The sequence below is a fragment of the Sulfitobacter sp. HI0027 genome, assembly GCF_001634775.1.
GTDB lineage: Bacteria > Pseudomonadota > Alphaproteobacteria > Rhodobacterales > Rhodobacteraceae > Sulfitobacter.
The window spans coordinates 17031-34221 of sequence record NZ_LWER01000455.1; the positions used below are offsets into that span (position 1 = coordinate 17031).

The window sequence follows — 17191 nt, forward strand, 5'->3', positions numbered from 1 at the left end:
TCATGCGGATAGTTATACGCACCCGTTTTCAAATGGAAAGGGGGTGTTTCGGGTTTTGTTTGCCCCCGCGACAGCACCACCTATCTGCCTATAAGCAAGGGAGTTCAGGATGCAGTACAAAGCGATACCGCAGGACGCGGCGGCGTGAGTGCGCGGGTGCTTGTGATCGGGGCCAGCGGCGGGATCGGCGCGGCGCTGAGCGAGGCGTTGCGCGCGCGTGGCAGTTCGGTGACGCCTTTGTCCCGCGCGGGCGAGGGGCTGGACCTGATGGACGAGGCTTCGGTTAATGCGGCGCTGGAGGGGCTTACCGGCCCCTTCGACGCGGTGATCGTCGCCACAGGCGCTTTGGAGATCGACGGGGCAGCCCCGGAAAAGTCACTGCACGCCGTCACGCAAAAGGCGATGCTGGATCAATTCGCGCTGAACGCGGTCGGCCCGGCGCTGGTGCTGCGCCACGCGGCAAGGCTTTTGCCCCGCGACAGGCGGGCGGTTTTCGCCGTGCTTTCGGCGCGGGTCGGCTCTATCGAGGATAACCGTCTGGGCGGTTGGATCAGCTACCGCAGCGCCAAGGCGGCGGTGAACCAAATCGTGCACACCGCCGCGATCGAGCTCAGCCGCTCCCATCCGCAAAGCATCTGCGTGGCGCTGCACCCCGGCACCGTCGAAACACCCTTTACCGAAAAATATCTGGGCCGCCATCCGGCGGTGCCGCCGGGGGAGGCCGCGGACAATCTGCTGCGGGTGATCGACGGGCTGACCTCGGAGGAGAGCGGCGGGTTCTTCGACTGGGCCGGAAAGGCGGTGCCGTGGTGAGCCGTTTGATCTTGGTCTTGGGCGATCAACTTTCCCTAAACCTGTCATCGCTGCGCGAGGCCGACAAGACGCGCGATGTGGTGGTCATGGCCGAGGTCGCGCAGGAGGCGGAATATGTCCGTCACCACCCCAAGAAAATCGCGCTTGTCTTCGCCGCAATGCGCAAATTTGCCCGCCAGTTGGAGGATGACGGCTGGAGCTTGCGCTATACCCGGCTGGATGACCCCGAAAACGCAGGCTCTCTCGTCGGCGAGCTGCTCCGCCGGGCGGAGGAGACCGGCGCGGGCGAAATAATCGCGACCGAGCCGGGGGAATGGCGTCTGATCAACAAGCTGACCCGTGCGCCGATCCCTACACGCCTCTTGTCGGATGACCGTTTCATCGCCAGCCGTAAACGGTTCGAAGATTGGGCCGAGGGGCGCAAGGCGCTGCGGATGGAGTATTTCTACCGCGAGATGCGCCGCGAGACCGGCCTGTTGATGGAGGGCGACGATCCCGCAGGGGGCAAATGGAATTTCGACCACGACAACCGCAAGCCCCCGAAGGAGGGGCTGGAGTTCCCCCAGCCGCTCAGCTTTGCGCCTGATGCTGAGACCCAAGCGGTGCTTGACCTTGTGGAGACGCGCTATGGGGACAACTTCGGTGATCTGCACCCCTTTGACTTTGCCACCACGCGCGCGGAGGCCCTGCAGGTCTTGGCGCATTTCATCACCAACGCCCTGCCGCGATTTGGCGATTATCAGGACGCGATGCTGGAAGGGGAGCCCTATCTTTTTCACGCGCTGATCTCTCCCTATCTGAACCTTGGGTTGCTCGACCCGATGGAGGTCTGCCGGGCCGCCGAAAAGGCGTGGCAGCAGGGGGACGTGCCGATCAACGCCGCCGAAGGGTTCATCCGCCAAATCCTTGGATGGCGCGAATATGTGCGGGGCATCTATTTCCTTGAAGGGCCGGAGTATGTGGCGCGCAACGTGCTGCGACACGACCGCGACTTGCCTGCCTTTTACTGGGGTGCCGACACGCAGATGAATTGCCTGCGGCAAGCCATCGGGCAAACGCAGAAATACGCTTATGCGCATCACATCCAGCGGCTGATGGTGACGGGCAATTTCGCCCTGCTGGCCGGGATCTATCCGCATCAGGTGCATGAATGGTATCTCGAGGTATACGCCGACGCCTATGAGTGGGTCGAAGCGCCCAATACGGTCGGCATGAGCCAGTTCGCCGACGGCGGGGTCATCGCCTCGAAACCCTATGTCTCGTCCGGGGCTTACATCAATCGCATGTCGGACTACTGCAAAGGATGCAGCTACAGCGTCACTGCGAAGGCGGGGCAGAAAGCCTGCCCGTTCAACCTGCTTTACTGGCACTTTCTTGACCGGCACCGAGAGCGGTTTCAGAGCAATGCGCGTATGAGAAACATGTATGCCACGTGGGACCGCATGGATGCCGACCGCCGCGAGGCGGTCTTGCGCGATGCGGGCAACTGGTTGCAGCGGTTAGAGGCCGGGGAGACGGTCTAGGCCCGGTTAGCCCTCGGGTACAGGCCGCGGCGGGTGGATGTCCTGACTGTCCCGTGGTGCCTCTGCGCGGTCGAACATGCCATAGTCGCGGATCACATGGGCGATGCGCAGGTGGTAATCGGTAAAGATTCCCTCGCGCCCTGCTGCCTGCGCGCCGCGGTGCGCGGTCAGCTTGCGCCAGCTCTGCACTGCCTCTTCATCGCGGAAGAAAGAGAGCGAAAGCAGCTTTTCGGGGTTGGTCAGGCTTTGGAACCGTTCGACAGAGATGAAGCCGTCGATATCATCCAGAAGCGGACGCATCTTGGCCGCGACATCGAGGTATTCCTCGCGGCGGTCGGGGTGGGGGAAGACTTCGAAAATAACGGCGATCATGGTGGCTCCCTGCGGTTGCTGCCCCCATGCTAGCCCTAGTTTTCGGGCAAAGAAAAGGCCCGGAGATCACCCTCCGAGCCTTCTTTGTCCAAGTCTATGGTGGCTTAGCGCAGCACGTTATTGCAGCTTAGCGCACAACGTCGACGATCAGGTTCGTCTCGTTGTCAACGATCACTGTCGCGCCGTTGATGTTGACATAGCGGTATGTGGTTTCCGGGACCTCATAGGTGGTCACGGTCGTGGGGATGCCCGCGCCGACAACCACTTCACCGTCGAGGTACACGGTATCAACCGGGTTCTCACGGACGTAGGTGATGGTGGATTCTTCGGGCTCAGCCGCGGCGGAACCTGCGGCACCACCTGCGATGCCACCAGCGATGATGCCACCAATCGGGCCACCAACGGCATAGGCGGTCAGCGCACCCAGGGTCGCACCGGCAGCAGCGCCTGCGGTCTCATTCTCGGCGGTGCCATCGGGGTCTTCATAGGTCACGGTCCCCACTTCGACGGTCGCGGGGCGGGTGGTCAGGGCCACGGCCTGCTCTTCGACGTCAACGGCGAGGTAATCGGAATAGGACCAGCCCATCGTGTCGCCGAAATTGACCCGGCACCAGGATTGGCCGTCAAGGCAGCCTTCCACCATAGTGGCTTCGCCACCGGGGATGACACCGACGATGTCGTACTGCGGGCCGGGGCCCGAACGGATGTTGAGATCGGTTGCGGCATAGGCTTCGGCCGATTGTGCATAGACAGGTGCAGCGGCACCCAAAGCGATGGCAGATACCATTCCAAGTTTAACGATATTCATGTCTTAACCCTTTCTGTTCGGCGGGGGTGCCCTGCGGGAAATCCAGCGCCGTTGTTGGTCGTGTTTGGACAACTATGAAGGGAAGATTTCGTTCCCCATGGAGCCCGGAGCGCCCGGTTTTTGGCTCCCGGCGCTCGATAATTGGGCGGTAACCTGCTGGCAGGTGGCGGCAAATCGCTTGCCTCTCGCGCTCAAGGAAAGATGGGAAACCAAAGGAGTGATCTAGGCGTTATGAGCCGTTGCGCCACTGGGCGGGGTAGGGGTGCTTGGGCTGCGATGCCGTGACGCGCGGGCCGGGGGCAGAGCGATTTTTCCGCGGCGGGTTGCTGAGAAGGCGCGCCGCGACTTCTTGGGCGGTCTGCTGGTCAAAGCCCGCCGCTACGCAGTCCCCCACACTGCCGTTCCTTTCTTGCAAGATGCACAGGATGTCGTCCACTGCGCTATCTTCTTGAGCGCTATCTTCTCGAGAATTTTCCCGCTGCGGAAACGCCGCAGAGGCTGGGCCTCGCATCCAAACGCGGTGGGTGGTGTTGCGCCATTGGCAAAGGGCCAGCACCTCGGTCTGGTACAGGTCTTTGACCGGATTGAAATCGCCCGGCACCGCGCTCTGCCCCATGGCGGCCGCGGATTTGTTCTGTGCCGTGAGCAGCATCTCCCCCGCGTCCTGCGCCAAAGCGTGGAGCATCAGGCCGCGCAGGGGGAGGGCGAGGGTATCGGCGCCGACCGCCGCGCCAAGCCCTGCGAGGCGGCCGTGCAGTGTGGACTGTAAATCACCCCCCACCGGGACCGCGATCTGGCGCACATTCTCGGGCCCCAAAGCGTCTCCTGCGATCGTCGCGGCCAGCGCGGCATCACGCCCCTCGGTCTGTTCGACCAGCACCTTAGAGGCTCCGGCTTTGGCGACATAATCCCGCAGGCCGACAACCAAAGCGCGGTAATCCCGTTCCAGTGCGCTTGGCTGCGGTGCGAGGTCTCCGGCCACGATCTGCCAACCCTCCGGTGCCCGTTCCAGATCGACATGGGCAATGGCCCTGTCAAAGGCAGGCAGGTGCAGCGCCAGCTTGCCACCGGGGTTCAGTGCGAAGGACGCGCCGTCAAAGACCGCCTCATCCTGCCCTCCGACCATATTGAGGCTGATCAGCGGCAACTCCGTCTCGATCACCCGCGCGACCATATGATTCAGCCGCCGGTCCATTGCGCCGCGTTGATGTGGGGCCGCATTAGGGATCAAAAGGAATTCGGCCCCCGTTTCGGCCTGCGTCTCGGCCACATCGCCAGTCCAGCCATCCGCCCCGATGGGGGAACCGATGCGCAGCCCCTCAACAGCATAGGGGCCACTGATCGGACCTGCATTAAAGCGAGAGTGCCGCGCGGGGCTGTGTTGAAGCACCCGCTGGGCGATCCTGCCACCCTGCAGGATGAGGTAGGCGTTATGACGTTTCGCCCCCTCGACCCAAGGCGCGCCAAGCGCCAAGGCGGGGCCGTGGGCGCAATGGGCGGCGAGCGCCTCAAGATGGGTCACGACATCGCGTTGAAAGGCCGGGTTATGCAGCAGCGCTTTCGCATCATGCCCGGTCAGGAACAGTTCGGGCAGGGCGACCAATTGCGCGCCCGCGTCGCGCCCGGCCTGCCAAGCCTCGCGCGCCAGTGCCGCGTTCCCCGGCAGGTCGCCGACGGTCGGGTTCAATTGCCCGAGGGTGAGGCGAAAACGGTCTGACATGCAAAGGCTCCGGGCTGGCTGGTGTGGGTTGGATGTAGCAGATCGGGCTGAGGGCGAAACCCCTGCGCGCAGGCTGGCCCGCCGCGCCGGGTGCGCGGGATCCGCCGAAACCGGCGTGCCTGTCCTGCAAACACGTTGCCTCTGTCCTCTATCACCCGTAACCTCAGGGCAAATGACACCTAACGAGATCGGGAAATTCCGCCCATGTTGCACCGCAGCTTGCCCCTCTGTCTGATCGCTCTTCTGGCCACGCCGCTTGCGGCGCAGGACGGGCAGGTGCTGACCAAGGAATATGACGACGGCGGCATCTATGAGGGCACGTTTCAAGGCGGCCTTCAGCATGGTGCCGGCACCTATAAGCTGCCCAACGGCTATGAATATTCCGGCGAATGGGTCGAGGGTGAGATCAAGGGCGAAGGCGTCGCGCGCTTTCCCAATGGCTCGGTCTATGAGGGTAATTTCGCCAAGGGCAAACCGGACGGATTGGGCAAGATCACCTTTGCCGATGGCGGCACCTATGAGGGCGAATGGGAAGCGGGCGCGATCATGGGCCAAGGCGTGGCGATCTATGCCAATGGCGTGCGCTATGAGGGTGAGTTCCGCAATGCCAAGCACCACGGCAAGGGCGTGATGCAAAGCCCCGGCGGCTATGAGTACAAGGGCGACTGGATTGATGGCGTCAAACAGGGCGTCGGCACGATCACCTACCCCGATGGCGCGGTCTATGAAGGTGAAATCGAAGGCGGCAAACGCAGTGGCGAGGGCACGCTGACCATGCCCGACGGGTTGGTCTATGTGGGCTTGTGGAAAGACGGCCAGATCGACGGGACCGGCACGCTGACCCAGCCCAATGGCGATGTTTACGAAGGCACCTTGGTCGCGGGCCGCCGTGAAGGCAAAGGCGAGGTCACCTATGAGAATGGCGATGTTTATGAGGGCGACTTCAAAGACGACCGCCGCGACGGGCAGGGCACTTTCACCGGCACCGATGGCTATGTCTACACCGGCTCTTGGGTGGCCGGGCAGATTGAGGGCGAAGGTCAGGTGACCTATCCCGACGGGTCCGTTTACGTTGGCACCTTTCGCAATGATCTGGCCGATGGCACGGGCAAGATCACCTATCCCGATGGATCGACCTATGAGGGCGCTTGGGTGGCAGGCGTGATCGAAGGCGAAGGCATCGCCACCTATACCAATGGCGTGGTCTATGAGGGCGAATTCAAAGACGCCCGCAACCACGGCCAAGGGGTGATGACCTATGCCGATGGCTACCGCTATGAGGGCGGCTGGCAGGATGGTCAGCGCCATGGGCAGGGCAAGGCGACCTATCCCGACGGCACGGTCTATGAAGGCGCGTTCAGGAATGGGCAGCGTCACGGTCAGGGCAAGATCACCATGGCCAGCGGTTTCGTCTACGAAGGCGAGTGGACCGAGGGAGAGATCGAAGGGCAGGGCGTGGCGACCTATGCCAATGGCGATGTCTATGAGGGCACGTTCAAAGCGGGCAAGCGGCAGGGCAGCGGCACCATGCGCTATGCCAGCGGCGAAGAAGCCTCGGGCGATTGGGAGAACGGCGCGTTGAGCGATGGGACCGCCGGGGCGGCTTCTGACACCGCAGCCGATCCCGCAGCCGGCACCGCCTCTGGCGCCGCGGCGGAGACTCCTGCGGACGAAGCACAGCCTGCAGATGCGGCACCGGCAGCGGCAGACGCCCCCGATGAGGGCGTGTCAGACGACGGCACCGACGCCGACACCTCAGAGGTTGTGCCCCCCCCGACTGGCACCGCGGCAGACGGCGGCTGACCCCCGCCTTTGCTGGACAACGCCCGCGCCCTGTGGCAAGCCCGCGCGCAACAGGAGTACGCCAGATGTCCAACCCAACGATCACCCGTTTCGCCCCGTCCCCCACTGGCTATATCCACGTGGGCAACCTGCGCACCGCGCTGATGAACTACCTCATCGCGCGCAAGGCGGGCGGCACTTTCATCCTGCGCATCGACGACACCGATCCCGAGCGAAGCCGCGAAGAATACGTCGACGGCATCAAGCAAGACCTTGAATGGTTGGGGCTGGAATGGGACCGGGTCGAGCGTCAGTCGGAACGTCTGGACCGCTATCATGCCGCCGCCGAAGATCTGCGCGAAAAGGGCCGTTTCTACGAGGCGTTCGAGACGCCGACAGAGCTGGACCTCAAGCGCAAGAAACAGCTCAACATGGGCAAGCCGCCGGTCTATGACCGCGCCGCGCTGAACCTCTCCGACGATGAGAAAGCCGCGCTGCGTGCCGAGCGTGGCGATGGCGTTTGGCGGTTCAAGCTCGATCACCAGCGGATCGAATGGGATGACGGTATCTTGGGCGATATTTCCATCGACGCGGCCTCGGTTAGTGACCCCGTACTCATTCGTGGCGATGGGCAGATCCTTTATACCTTGGCGAGCGTCGTGGATGACACCGAAATGGGCGTGACCCATGTGGTGCGCGGGTCGGACCATGTGACCAACACCGCGACCCAGATCCAGATCATGCAGGCGCTTGGCAATGGGGCGGTGCCCTCGTTCGCGCACCACTCGCTGCTGACCGGCCCGCAGGGCGAGGCGCTGAGCAAGCGCCTTGGCACGCTGGCCCTGCGTGATCTGCGTGAGCAGGGGGTTCAGCCCTTTGCGTTGCTGAGCCTGATGGCGCGGTTGGGGTCGTCGGATCCGGTGGAACTGCGCACGGATATGGCGGAGTTGATCGAGGGTTTCGACATCAACCGCTTCGGCTCGGCGCCGACCAAGTTCGATGTGCAGGATCTGTTCCCGCTGACCGGGCGCTACCTGCAGCAACTGCCGCTTGAGGCGGTGAAAGACGATATCATCGCCCTTGGCGTGCCGGAAGACAAAGCCGCGCAGTTCTGGGCGGTCACGCGCGAAAATATCTCGACGCTGAAGGATTTGGGGCCATGGTGGGCCATGTTCCGTGACGGGGCCGAGCCGGTGATTGCCGAGGAAGACCGTGAATTCGTGGCTCAGGCCATGCTGCTGCTGCCGGAGATGCCCTTTGATGAAACCACGTGGTCAAGCTGGACCGCCGCGGTTAAAGAAGCCACCGGGCGCAAGGGACGTGGGTTGTTCCGGCCCCTGCGTTTGGCGCTGACGGGGCAGGAACACGGGCCAGAGATGGCGCAGGTTCTGCCGTTGCTCCAGACCGTCAAAGCACGCGGCTAAGGCAGGCCAAGGGCATTCGGGGGCGCTGCCCCCGGACCCCCGAGGGTATTTGAAAAAGGATGAACTGGAGCGGTTAGAAGTTCTTCTTTGTGAAGGGGACTTCGTCGCGTGATTTCACCTGTAGCGACAAGCGGTCAATGTGGTGATCGACCACGGCCGTTTCTTCTGGCGTTAGGGTCTGGTGGCGCGGGTAGAGGGGCGCTGCGCGGTCGTTCAGGATAGGTGTGTCCCAGCCTTCGGTGGTGTCGAAGAAGCGCGCGGCGCCATCGGTGCCGAACTCGCGCAGGAAGCCTTGGACCACAACATCAAGATAGCTCAGCAGGATCACGTGATCGCCGTGGTCGACCGCGATTTCGAGCGGGATGGCGTAATGGGCGATGTCGGGTGCGGGGACCAGATCATGGACCACGGCGCCGCCTGAGGCGTGGCGTTCGTAGCTGTATTCACGCTGGTCCAGCGCCGCCCAATCCGCGCCCGGCACGGCGGCGATGAGCCCGTCGATGCGGGTGCTTTGGTCTTGCACCACGGAGAGGTAGACGATGTCGCGCCCTTCGGCGTGGACCCATTTGCGCCGCCAGCCGTCGAGCCGGGCGGGCCGGGCGTCGGGGTAGCTGTGGGTGTTGCGATTCACGAGGCTGCCGTAGCCGAAAAAATAGGGGGTCATGCGCGAAAGGTCCTGTATTTGTCGCGCGCACCAAAACATGTGTCGTATCCGGCCACAAGCATGCTTGACGCAGAGGTATGCGGCGGCATACGAAAGGCCCAATCGTCACGGGAGAATCGGTTAACGCCGATGCCGAAGGAGCAACCGCCCCGGAAACTCTCAGGCCCCAGGACCGTGACGTGACCAAGACTCTGGAGAGATGCGCGGATGCGCACGCCGAAGGGATAACGATCTCAGGCGGAAGGACAGAGGGGGCATCATGCGCAGCGTTAGCGGCGCTAAGGTGCCGGCATGGTCAAAAGGTCATCCGGAAGGGACAGGAAAGGCGAACCGGATGAGCGATCTCAAGCAGACGGCATTGCATGATTTGCATGTGGAACTGGGGGCCAAGATGGTGCCCTTTGCGGGCTATTCAATGCCCGTGCAATACCCTCTTGGCGTGATGAAAGAACATCTGCACACCCGCGCCGCCGCCGGGTTGTTTGATGTGAGCCACATGGGGCAGGTCGTGCTGCGGGCCAAGTCTGGCAGCTATGAGGATGTGGCCTTGGCGATGGAGAGCCTCGTGCCGGTTGATGTGCTGGGGCTTGCCGAGATGCGCCAGCGTTATGCGATGTTCACGGATGCCACGGGTGGTATCTTGGACGATCTGATGTTGACCAATCTGGGCGATCATCTGTTCGTTGTTGTGAATGCCGGGTGCAAGGATGATGACATTGCCCTGATGAAAGAGGCGCTGTCGGATCGTTGTGATATCGAAGTTTTGGATGACCGTGCGCTTCTGGCCCTTCAGGGGCCGCAGGCCGCAGCGGCGCTGGCCCGCTTGCAGCCCTTGGTGGCGGATATGAAATTTATGGATGTTGCCAAGGATGTCGACATTGACGGGATCACCGTCACCCTGTCGCGCTCGGGCTATACGGGCGAGGATGGCTACGAGATTTCGGTCGCGAATGACGATGCCGTGGCTTTGGCGCGCAAGCTCTTGGCGCTGGAAAAGGTCGAGCCCATCGGTCTGGGCGCGCGTGACAGTCTGCGGTTGGAGGGCGGGTTGTGCCTTTATGGTCATGACATCGACACCACCACCACGCCGGTTGAGGCGGCGCTGAACTGGGCGATCCAGAAGGTACGGCGCAATGATGGCGAGCGTGCGGGCGGTTTCCCCGGTGCCGGCGTGATCTTGCAACAACTGGCCGACGGCGCGCCGCGCAAGCGGGTCGGGCTGCTGCCCGAGGGCCGGGCGCCAATGCGTGAGGGTGTGGCGATTTTCGATGCAGCCGAGGGCGGTAATGAGGTTGGCACAGTGACTTCTGGCGGCTTTGGTCCGACGGTTGGCGGCCCCGTTGCCATGGGCTATGTCACCGCCGAGCATGCAAAGGTCGACACGCCGCTTTGGGGCGAGGTGCGCGGCAAGCGCTTGCCACTGACTGTCACGAAAATGCCGTTCGTCGCGGCGAACTTCAAACGCTGAATCTACACAGGGAAATCCGATATGAAATTTACCGAAGAACATGAATGGCTGCGCGTCGAGGGTGACGAAGTGGTCGTGGGCATCACCACACACGCCGCCGAGCAGTTGGGCGATGTGGTATTCGTGGAACTGCCCGACGAAGGCACCACCGTCAGCAAGGATGACGAGGTTGTGGTGATCGAATCCGTCAAGGCGGCGTCGGACATCCTCGCCCCGATCGACGGTGAGATCACCGAGGTGAACAGCACGCTCACGGACAACCCCAGTATGGTCAACGACGACCCGCAGGGCGATGCGTGGTTCTTCAAGATGAAGTTCACCGATGCCAGCCAGATGGACGACTTCATGGACGAAGCCGCTTACCAGAAATTCATCGGCTAAACCGCTGCGCGTGCCGGGGGACCGGCGCGCTGCTGATCACCTGCGTCGCCCGCTTTGGGCGGCGCGCCATAAACAGGGGGCGCCGCTGCCGCGCCGTGACGAGGAACCCGACATGAGCTTCAAGCCCACCGATTATTTGCCCTATGATTTCGCCAACCGGCGTCACATTGGCCCGTCCCCTTCCGAAATGTCGCAGATGCTCGACACCGTGGGCGCCGAAAGCCTTGATGCGCTGATCGACGACACCTTGCCCAAGGCGATCCGTGCGAAACAGCCACTTGATTTCGGCAAGGCGATGAGCGAGCGCGAGGTACTTGAGCACATGCGCAAGGTTGCGGGCAAGAACAAGGTGCTCACCAGCCTGATCGGGCAGGGCTATCACGGCACCGTCACGCCTCCGGCGATCCAGCGGAATATTCTTGAGAACCCCGCGTGGTACACCGCTTACACGCCCTATCAGCCCGAGATTTCGCAGGGCCGCCTGGAAGCGTTGCTCAATTTCCAGACCATGGTGAGCGACCTTACCGGGTTGGAAATCGCCAATGCGTCGCTTCTGGATGAGGCTACCGCCTGCGCCGAAGCGATGACCATGGCGCTGCGCAGCTCGAAATCGAAGGCCAAGGGCTTCTTCATCGACGCCAACTGCCACCCGCAGAACATCGCCGTGATGAAGACTCGGGCCGAGCCTTTGGGCATTGAAGTCATCGTCGGTGAACCCGAAGAGATGGAGGCCGAGAAGGTATTCGGCGCGATTTTCCAATATCCCGGCACCTACGGCCATGTGCGCGACTTCACCGATCACATGGCGGCCCTGCACGAGGCCAAGGCCGTGGGCATCGTTACTGCCGACCCGTTGTCGCTGACCCTGCTGAAAGAGCCGGGCGCGATGGGGGCCGACATCGCCGTGGGCAGCACGCAGCGTTTTGGCGTGCCCGAGGGCTATGGCGGCCCGCATGCTGCTTATATGGCCTGCAAGGATTCCATGAAGCGCGCCATGCCGGGGCGGATTGTTGGGGTGTCAATCGACGCCCATGGCAACCGCGCCTACCGCCTGTCGCTGCAAACCCGCGAGCAACACATCCGCCGCGAGAAGGCGACCTCGAACGTCTGCACCGCGCAGGCGCTGCTGGCCGTCATGGCGTCGATGTATGCCGTGTTCCACGGGCCGGAAGGCTTGAAGGCCATCGCGCAGCGCATCCACCGCAAGACAGTGCGTCTGGCGAAGGGCCTGGAGGCCGCGGGCTTTGACGTGCAGCCCGAGAGCTATTTCGACACGGTCACCGTTGAGGTCGGCCCCTTGCAGGCCGCGGTGATGAAATCCGCCGTGGACGAAGGCATCAACCTGCGCCGTGTGGGCGGGACCAAAGTGGGCATCACGCTGGACGAGCGCACCCGCCCCGACACCATCGAAGCGGTCTGGCGCGCCTTTGGCATCCGTCAGGCGGATGATGATTTCACGCCTGAGTACCGTCTGCCCGACGCGATGGTCCGCACGAGCGACTACCTCACCCACCCGATTTTCCACATGAACCGGGCCGAGACCGAGATGATGCGCTACATGCGCCGCTTGGCCGACCGTGATCTGGCGCTGGACCGGGCGATGATCCCGCTGGGGTCTTGCACGATGAAGTTGAACTCGGCGGCTGAGATGATGCCGGTGACCTGGCGGGAATTCTCGCTCATCCACCCCTTCGTGCCCGCCGATCAGGCGCTTGGCTATCAGGAGATGATCGACGATCTGTCGGACAAGCTCTGCGAGATCACCGGCTATGACGCGATTTCGATGCAGCCAAACTCGGGCGCGCAGGGCGAATATGCGGGGCTTTTGACCATTGCCGCCTATCACCGCGCCAAGGGCGAAGGGCATCGCAACATCTGCCTTATTCCGATGAGCGCCCATGGCACCAACCCGGCCTCCGCGCAGATGGTGGGCTGGAAGGTCGTGGTCATCAAGACGGCGGCCAATGGTGACATCGACCTTGACGATTTCCGCGCCAAGGCCGAGCAGCACAGCGAAAACCTTGCCGGTTGCATGATCACTTACCCGTCGACCCACGGCGTGTTCGAGGAAACCGTGCATGAGGTGACCAAGATCACCCATGACCACGGCGGCCAAGTCTATATCGACGGCGCCAATATGAACGCGATGGTGGGCCTGTCGCGCCCCGGCGATCTGGGCGGCGACGTGAGCCACCTCAACCTGCACAAGACTTTCTGCATCCCGCATGGCGGCGGCGGCCCCGGCATGGGTCCGATCGGTGTGAAATCGCATCTGATCGCGCATCTGCCGGGCCACCCGAACGAAGAGGGGGCCGCGGTCTCGGCGGCGCCTTACGGCTCGCCCTCGCTGTTGCCGATCTCTTGGTCTTACTGCCTGATGATGGGCGGTGACGGTCTGACGCAGGCGACCCGCGCCGCGATCCTCAATGCCAACTACATCGCCAAGCGTCTCGAAGGGGCCTATGATGTGCTCTATAAAGGGCCGAGCGGTCGGGTGGCGCATGAGTGCATCATCGACGTGCGCCCCTATGAGGAAACCGCGGGCATCACCAACGAGGATGTCGCCAAACGTCTGGTCGATTGCGGCTTCCACGCGCCGACGATGTCTTGGCCGGTGGCGGGCACGCTGATGGTGGAGCCGACGGAGTCTGAGACCAAGGCCGAGCTGGACCGTTTCTGCGACGCCATGCTGGCGATCCGCGAGGAAATCCGCGAGATCGAAGAGGGCCGGATGGACCGGGCCAACAACCCGCTGAAAAACGCACCGCATACGGTGGAGGATCTGGTGGTGGAATGGGGCGACCGGCCTTACAGCCGCGAACAGGGCTGCTTCCCTCCCGGTGCCTTCCGGGTCGACAAATACTGGCCGCCGGTCAACCGCGTCGACAACGTGCACGGCGACCGCAACCTGATCTGCACCTGCCCACCGCTGGAGGACTACGCCGAAGCGGCGGAGTGATCAGACCACCAAGACAGCCAAAGGGCGCGGGATCATTCCTGCGCCCTTAGCATATCCGCAGGCCGGGCGTTCAGCGCCTTTAGCGCAAAGCCCAAGCCCGCGAGAACCGTCGCCAGCACCCCGCCTGCGATGATCATCAGCGCATTGGACCAGATCACGGTGAAATCGGTCTCCATCACGTAATAGCTCACCGCCCAGCCACCCGCGATGCCTGCCATTAGCGCGACGCCCCCGGCAAAGAGACCCAGCAGGGCTGCGCGCAGTACAAAGCTGCTGGCAATGGTGCGTCGCGAAGCGCCCATGGTTTTTAGCAAGGCCGCCTCATAGCTGCGCGCTCCCGTGCCTGCGGCTGCCGCGCCGATCAACACCATGAAGCCGGTTGCCAGCGTCGCCAGCGCCCCGAACGAAATCGCCGAGGCCAGCCCCGCCAGCACCGCCGCCACCCGGTCGATCGCATCGCGCACCCGGATCGCGGTGATGTTGGGGTAGGCTTCGGCCAAATCGCGCAGGATCGCGGTTTCGGCCTCGGGTTCGGCATAGACGGTTGAGATGAAACTATGCGGCGCGCCGGCCAGTGCAGCGGGGTTCATCGTCAGCACAAAGCCGATCCCGGCGGTGGAGAAATCAACCTCGCGGAAGCTGGTGATCTCGCCTGTGATGGCGCGGCCCAGCACGTTGAGGGTCAGGCTGTCGCCAAGGCTCAACCCCAGTTCCTCGGCCTCTTCGGCGGCAAAGCTGATCTGCGGCGGGCCGGTGTAGTCTTCGGCCCACCAGTCGCCCGCCGTGATCCGCGTGTCTTCCCCCGGCTTTGCGGCATAGGTGATGCCCCGGTCGCCGCGCACCACCCAGTGATCGCCCGCCACCTCTTGGGCCGGCTGGCCATTGATCTCGGTTACCACGCCGCGCAGCATCGGGGCGCTTTCAACCCGGCCGACTGCCGCGTCGCTGTTGAGCCTTTCGGTGAAACCGTCGATCTGGTCCTTCTGGATGTCGACAAAGAAATAAGACGGCGCCACATCCGGCAGATTGCCCGAAATCGCACGGCGCAGATTGCCGTCGATCTGGCCCACTGCTGCCAAGACCGACAGGCCCAGCCCAAGCGCCAGCACCACCGCCGTGGCCCCTTCGCCCGGCCCGCCAATCGCCGCGAGCGCCCACCGCAGGCGCGGATGCCCCCGCACGCGCTTGGCTGCGGCCCGCGCGATCAGCCGTAACACGGTTGCCGCCAGCGCCAGCACCGCCAGTGTCGACGCCAAACCGCCAAGCGTCCAAAGCGTGAGCGACCACGATCCGTTAAACCAGCCCGCCAGCGCCAAGAGCGCGGCCAAGAGCAGCGCCATCGCCACAAGGTAGGGCGCGCCGGGCAGAGGCGATTGGCGCTGCCAGTCATCGCGAAACAGGGTGGCGGCACGCACGTCAGCGCTTCGGGCCAGCGGCCAAAGGGTGAAGAGCGCGGCCGTGAGCAACCCGTATAGCGCGGCCTCGGCCAGCGGAGCGGGATAAATCGCAAAACGGGCGGGAAGGGGCAGTTGCGCTTCGATCAGCGGGGAAAGCACCAGCGGCAGCCCGGCACCGATCAGCAGGCCAAGCGCCACGCCCATCACGGCCAGCAGCCCGACCTGAATGAAGTAGGTCTGGAAGATCGTCGCCCGCGTCGCGCCCATGGCGCGGAAGGTGGCGATCACGGCGGTCTTGCGTTGCAGATAGGCCCGCACCGCTGCCGCCACGCCAACCCCGCCCACCGCGAGGCCCGACAGCCCCACCAGCACCAGAAAGGCGCTGAGCCGTTCGACGAAACGCGCCACGCCGGGCGCGCCGTTGCGGGCATCGGTCCAGCGCATCCCGGCGTCGGCAAACCGCGCCTCGGCCTCGGATTTCAACGGGTCAAGCGCGGTGCCTTCGGGCAGATCGAACCGATATTTGCTGTTAAAGAGCGTCCCCGGTGCGAGCAGGCCCGAGCCATCCAGCGCGGCGCGCCGCACCAGCGTGCGAGGACCGAGCGAGAAGCCACTGGCGGCGGAATCCGGTTCGCGTTCAATCAGGGCCGTCAGGCGAAATTCGGTTTCGCCGAGGGCAAAAACATCCCCCGGGGCAAGGCCGAGCCTGTCCGACAAGGCACGTTCCATCACGGCACCGGGCCGTCCTTCGGGCCCGATCTCAAGCGCCTGCTCTAGCGGCAGGGCAGGGTCTAATACCATCTCACCGATCAATGGATAGAGGTCGTCCACCGCCTTGACCTGCGTCAGTGCGCGTTCTGATGTGTCCCCCGCGCCGACCACCGCCATAGAGCGGAACTCAACAATTTCGGATACACGTTCGGCCCGCTCGGCCATCCACGCTTGCTCATCAGGGCTGGCGGAGCGATAGGTGAAATCAAGCTCGGCATCGCCGCCCAAAAGTGCGGCACCCTCGGCTTCCAGCCCCGCTTCAATCGCAGCGCGGACCGAGCCTACGGCGGCCAAAGCGGCCACGCCGAGCGCGAGGCAGGCCAGCAGCAGACGAAAACCGCGCAATCCGCCGCGCATCTCACGGCGGGCGAAACGGGCCGCGAGGGACAGGCTCATGCGAGACGCCCGTCGGCCAATTGCACCACCCGGTCACAACGCGCGGCCAGATCGTCGGCATGGGTCACCAGCACCAGCGTCGCGCCATGGCGGTCGCGCAGTTCAAACAGCAGGTCCATGATCGCTGCGCCATTGCGGCTGTCGAGGCTGCCTGTCGGCTCATCCGCCAGCAGGATCGCCGGGCGCGGGGCGGCGGCGCGGGCGAGGGCCACGCGCTGCTGCTCGCCGCCTGACATCTGCGCAGGGTATTGATCAATCCGGTGGCCAAGACCGACGGCCTCCAACTCGCTGCGCGCGCGGTCAAAGGCGTCCTCCGCCCCCGAAAGCTCCAGCGGGGTGGCGACATTTTCCAGCGCGGTCATGGTGGGAATGAGGTGGAAGGACTGAAACACAATCCCCATGCGGCCTTGGCGAAACTGGGCCAACCCATCCTCGCGCAGCGCGCTGAGATCATGGCCAAGGGCCATGACCTTGCCGCCCGTGGCACGCTCCAGCCCGCCCATGACCATCAGCAGCGAAGATTTGCCCGATCCCGACGCCCCGGTCAGCGCGATGCTTTCCCCTTGCTGGACCTGCAGCGAAATGCCGCGCAGAATATCGACGGTTCCGGCATTGCCCTTGAGGCTTAGCGTGACATCTTGAAGGTCATAGACTGGGTCGCTCATCGGGCCGCCTTTGTTCTGAGTATCAGTTGGATATGGAGGTCCGTGAAG

Annotated in this window: 13 protein-coding genes and 1 riboswitch; of the genes, 7 read left to right on the forward strand and 6 right to left on the reverse strand. The window is 63.6% G+C overall.

Features of this window, described 5'->3' with window-relative positions:
- Positions 1–144: 144 nt before the first annotated feature.
- Both A3722_RS22240 and A3722_RS22245 read left to right on the forward strand, forming a co-directional pair.
- Positions 145–813 carry an SDR family NAD(P)-dependent oxidoreductase gene (locus tag A3722_RS22240; RefSeq protein WP_067623327.1) on the forward strand — a complete coding sequence of 223 codons (669 nt, stop codon included), beginning with the start codon at positions 145–147 and terminating at the stop codon, positions 811–813.
- Positions 810–2336 (forward strand): cryptochrome/photolyase family protein, encoded by a 1527-nt coding sequence (locus tag A3722_RS22245; RefSeq protein WP_201722094.1) that lies wholly within the window; start codon positions 810–812, stop codon positions 2334–2336. The genes A3722_RS22240 and A3722_RS22245 overlap by 4 nt, the downstream gene beginning before the upstream one ends.
- Before the next feature lie 6 nt (positions 2337–2342).
- On the opposite strand, the gene A3722_RS22250 is transcribed toward A3722_RS22245, so the two are convergent.
- The 3 genes from A3722_RS22250 to A3722_RS22260 all read right to left on the reverse strand — a co-directional run bounded on the left by A3722_RS22250 (position 2343) and on the right by A3722_RS22260 (position 5236).
- Positions 2343–2708: an antibiotic biosynthesis monooxygenase family protein gene (locus tag A3722_RS22250; protein ID WP_067623334.1), complete on the reverse strand. Its 366-nt coding sequence runs from the start codon at positions 2706–2708 to the stop codon at positions 2343–2345.
- A gap of 127 nt (positions 2709–2835) precedes the next feature.
- Positions 2836–3516 (reverse strand): DUF1236 domain-containing protein, encoded by a 681-nt coding sequence (locus tag A3722_RS22255; RefSeq protein WP_067623340.1) that lies wholly within the window; start codon positions 3514–3516, stop codon positions 2836–2838.
- A 229-nt stretch (positions 3517–3745) separates the two neighbouring features.
- Positions 3746–5236, reverse strand: a complete 1491-nt coding sequence (locus tag A3722_RS22260) for a nitrilase-related carbon-nitrogen hydrolase (protein ID WP_067623343.1) — start codon at positions 5234–5236, stop codon at positions 3746–3748.
- 204 nt (positions 5237–5440) lie between these two features.
- On the opposite strand from A3722_RS22260, the gene A3722_RS22265 reads away from it, so the two are divergent.
- Both A3722_RS22265 and gltX read left to right on the forward strand, forming a co-directional pair.
- On the forward strand, positions 5441–7039 hold the full coding sequence (locus A3722_RS22265) for an MORN repeat-containing protein (protein ID WP_067623345.1): 1599 nt from the start codon (positions 5441–5443) through the stop codon (positions 7037–7039).
- A 65-nt stretch (positions 7040–7104) separates the two neighbouring features.
- Complete coding sequence (gltX, locus tag A3722_RS22270) at positions 7105–8442, forward strand: glutamate--tRNA ligase (protein ID WP_067623348.1); 1338 nt, start codon at positions 7105–7107, stop codon at positions 8440–8442.
- A 73-nt stretch (positions 8443–8515) separates the two neighbouring features.
- On the opposite strand, the gene A3722_RS22275 is transcribed toward gltX, so the two are convergent.
- Entirely contained in the window at positions 8516–9106 is a 591-nt protein-coding gene (locus A3722_RS22275; RefSeq protein WP_067623350.1) for a gamma-glutamylcyclotransferase family protein, read from the reverse strand.
- Between the two features lie 98 nt (positions 9107–9204).
- A riboswitch (glycine riboswitch) is annotated at positions 9205–9291 on the forward strand.
- A 149-nt stretch (positions 9292–9440) separates the two neighbouring features.
- Here A3722_RS22275 and gcvT point away from each other — a divergent pair.
- From gcvT to gcvP, 3 genes are all read left to right on the forward strand, one after another.
- On the forward strand, positions 9441–10574 hold the full coding sequence (gene gcvT / locus A3722_RS22280; protein WP_067623353.1) for a glycine cleavage system aminomethyltransferase GcvT: 1134 nt from the start codon (positions 9441–9443) through the stop codon (positions 10572–10574).
- Positions 10575–10595: 21 nt separating this feature from the next.
- On the forward strand, positions 10596–10955 hold the full coding sequence (gene gcvH / locus A3722_RS22285; RefSeq protein WP_067623356.1) for a glycine cleavage system protein GcvH: 360 nt from the start codon (positions 10596–10598) through the stop codon (positions 10953–10955).
- A 112-nt stretch (positions 10956–11067) separates the two neighbouring features.
- Positions 11068–13914, forward strand: a complete 2847-nt coding sequence (gcvP, locus tag A3722_RS22290) for an aminomethyl-transferring glycine dehydrogenase (RefSeq protein ID WP_067623413.1) — start codon at positions 11068–11070, stop codon at positions 13912–13914.
- Between the two features lie 32 nt (positions 13915–13946).
- Here gcvP and A3722_RS22295 read toward each other — a convergent pair whose 3' ends face one another.
- Entirely contained in the window at positions 13947–16478 is a 2532-nt protein-coding gene (locus A3722_RS22295) for an ABC transporter permease (RefSeq protein ID WP_067623359.1), read from the reverse strand.
- The gene (locus A3722_RS22300) at positions 16475–17143 is read right to left on the reverse strand and encodes an ABC transporter ATP-binding protein (RefSeq protein ID WP_067623362.1); all 669 of its coding nucleotides are present in this window, start codon (positions 17141–17143) and stop codon (positions 16475–16477) included. Before A3722_RS22300 ends, A3722_RS22295 begins: the two co-directional genes overlap by 4 nt.
- Positions 17144–17191: the final 48 nt, after the last annotated feature.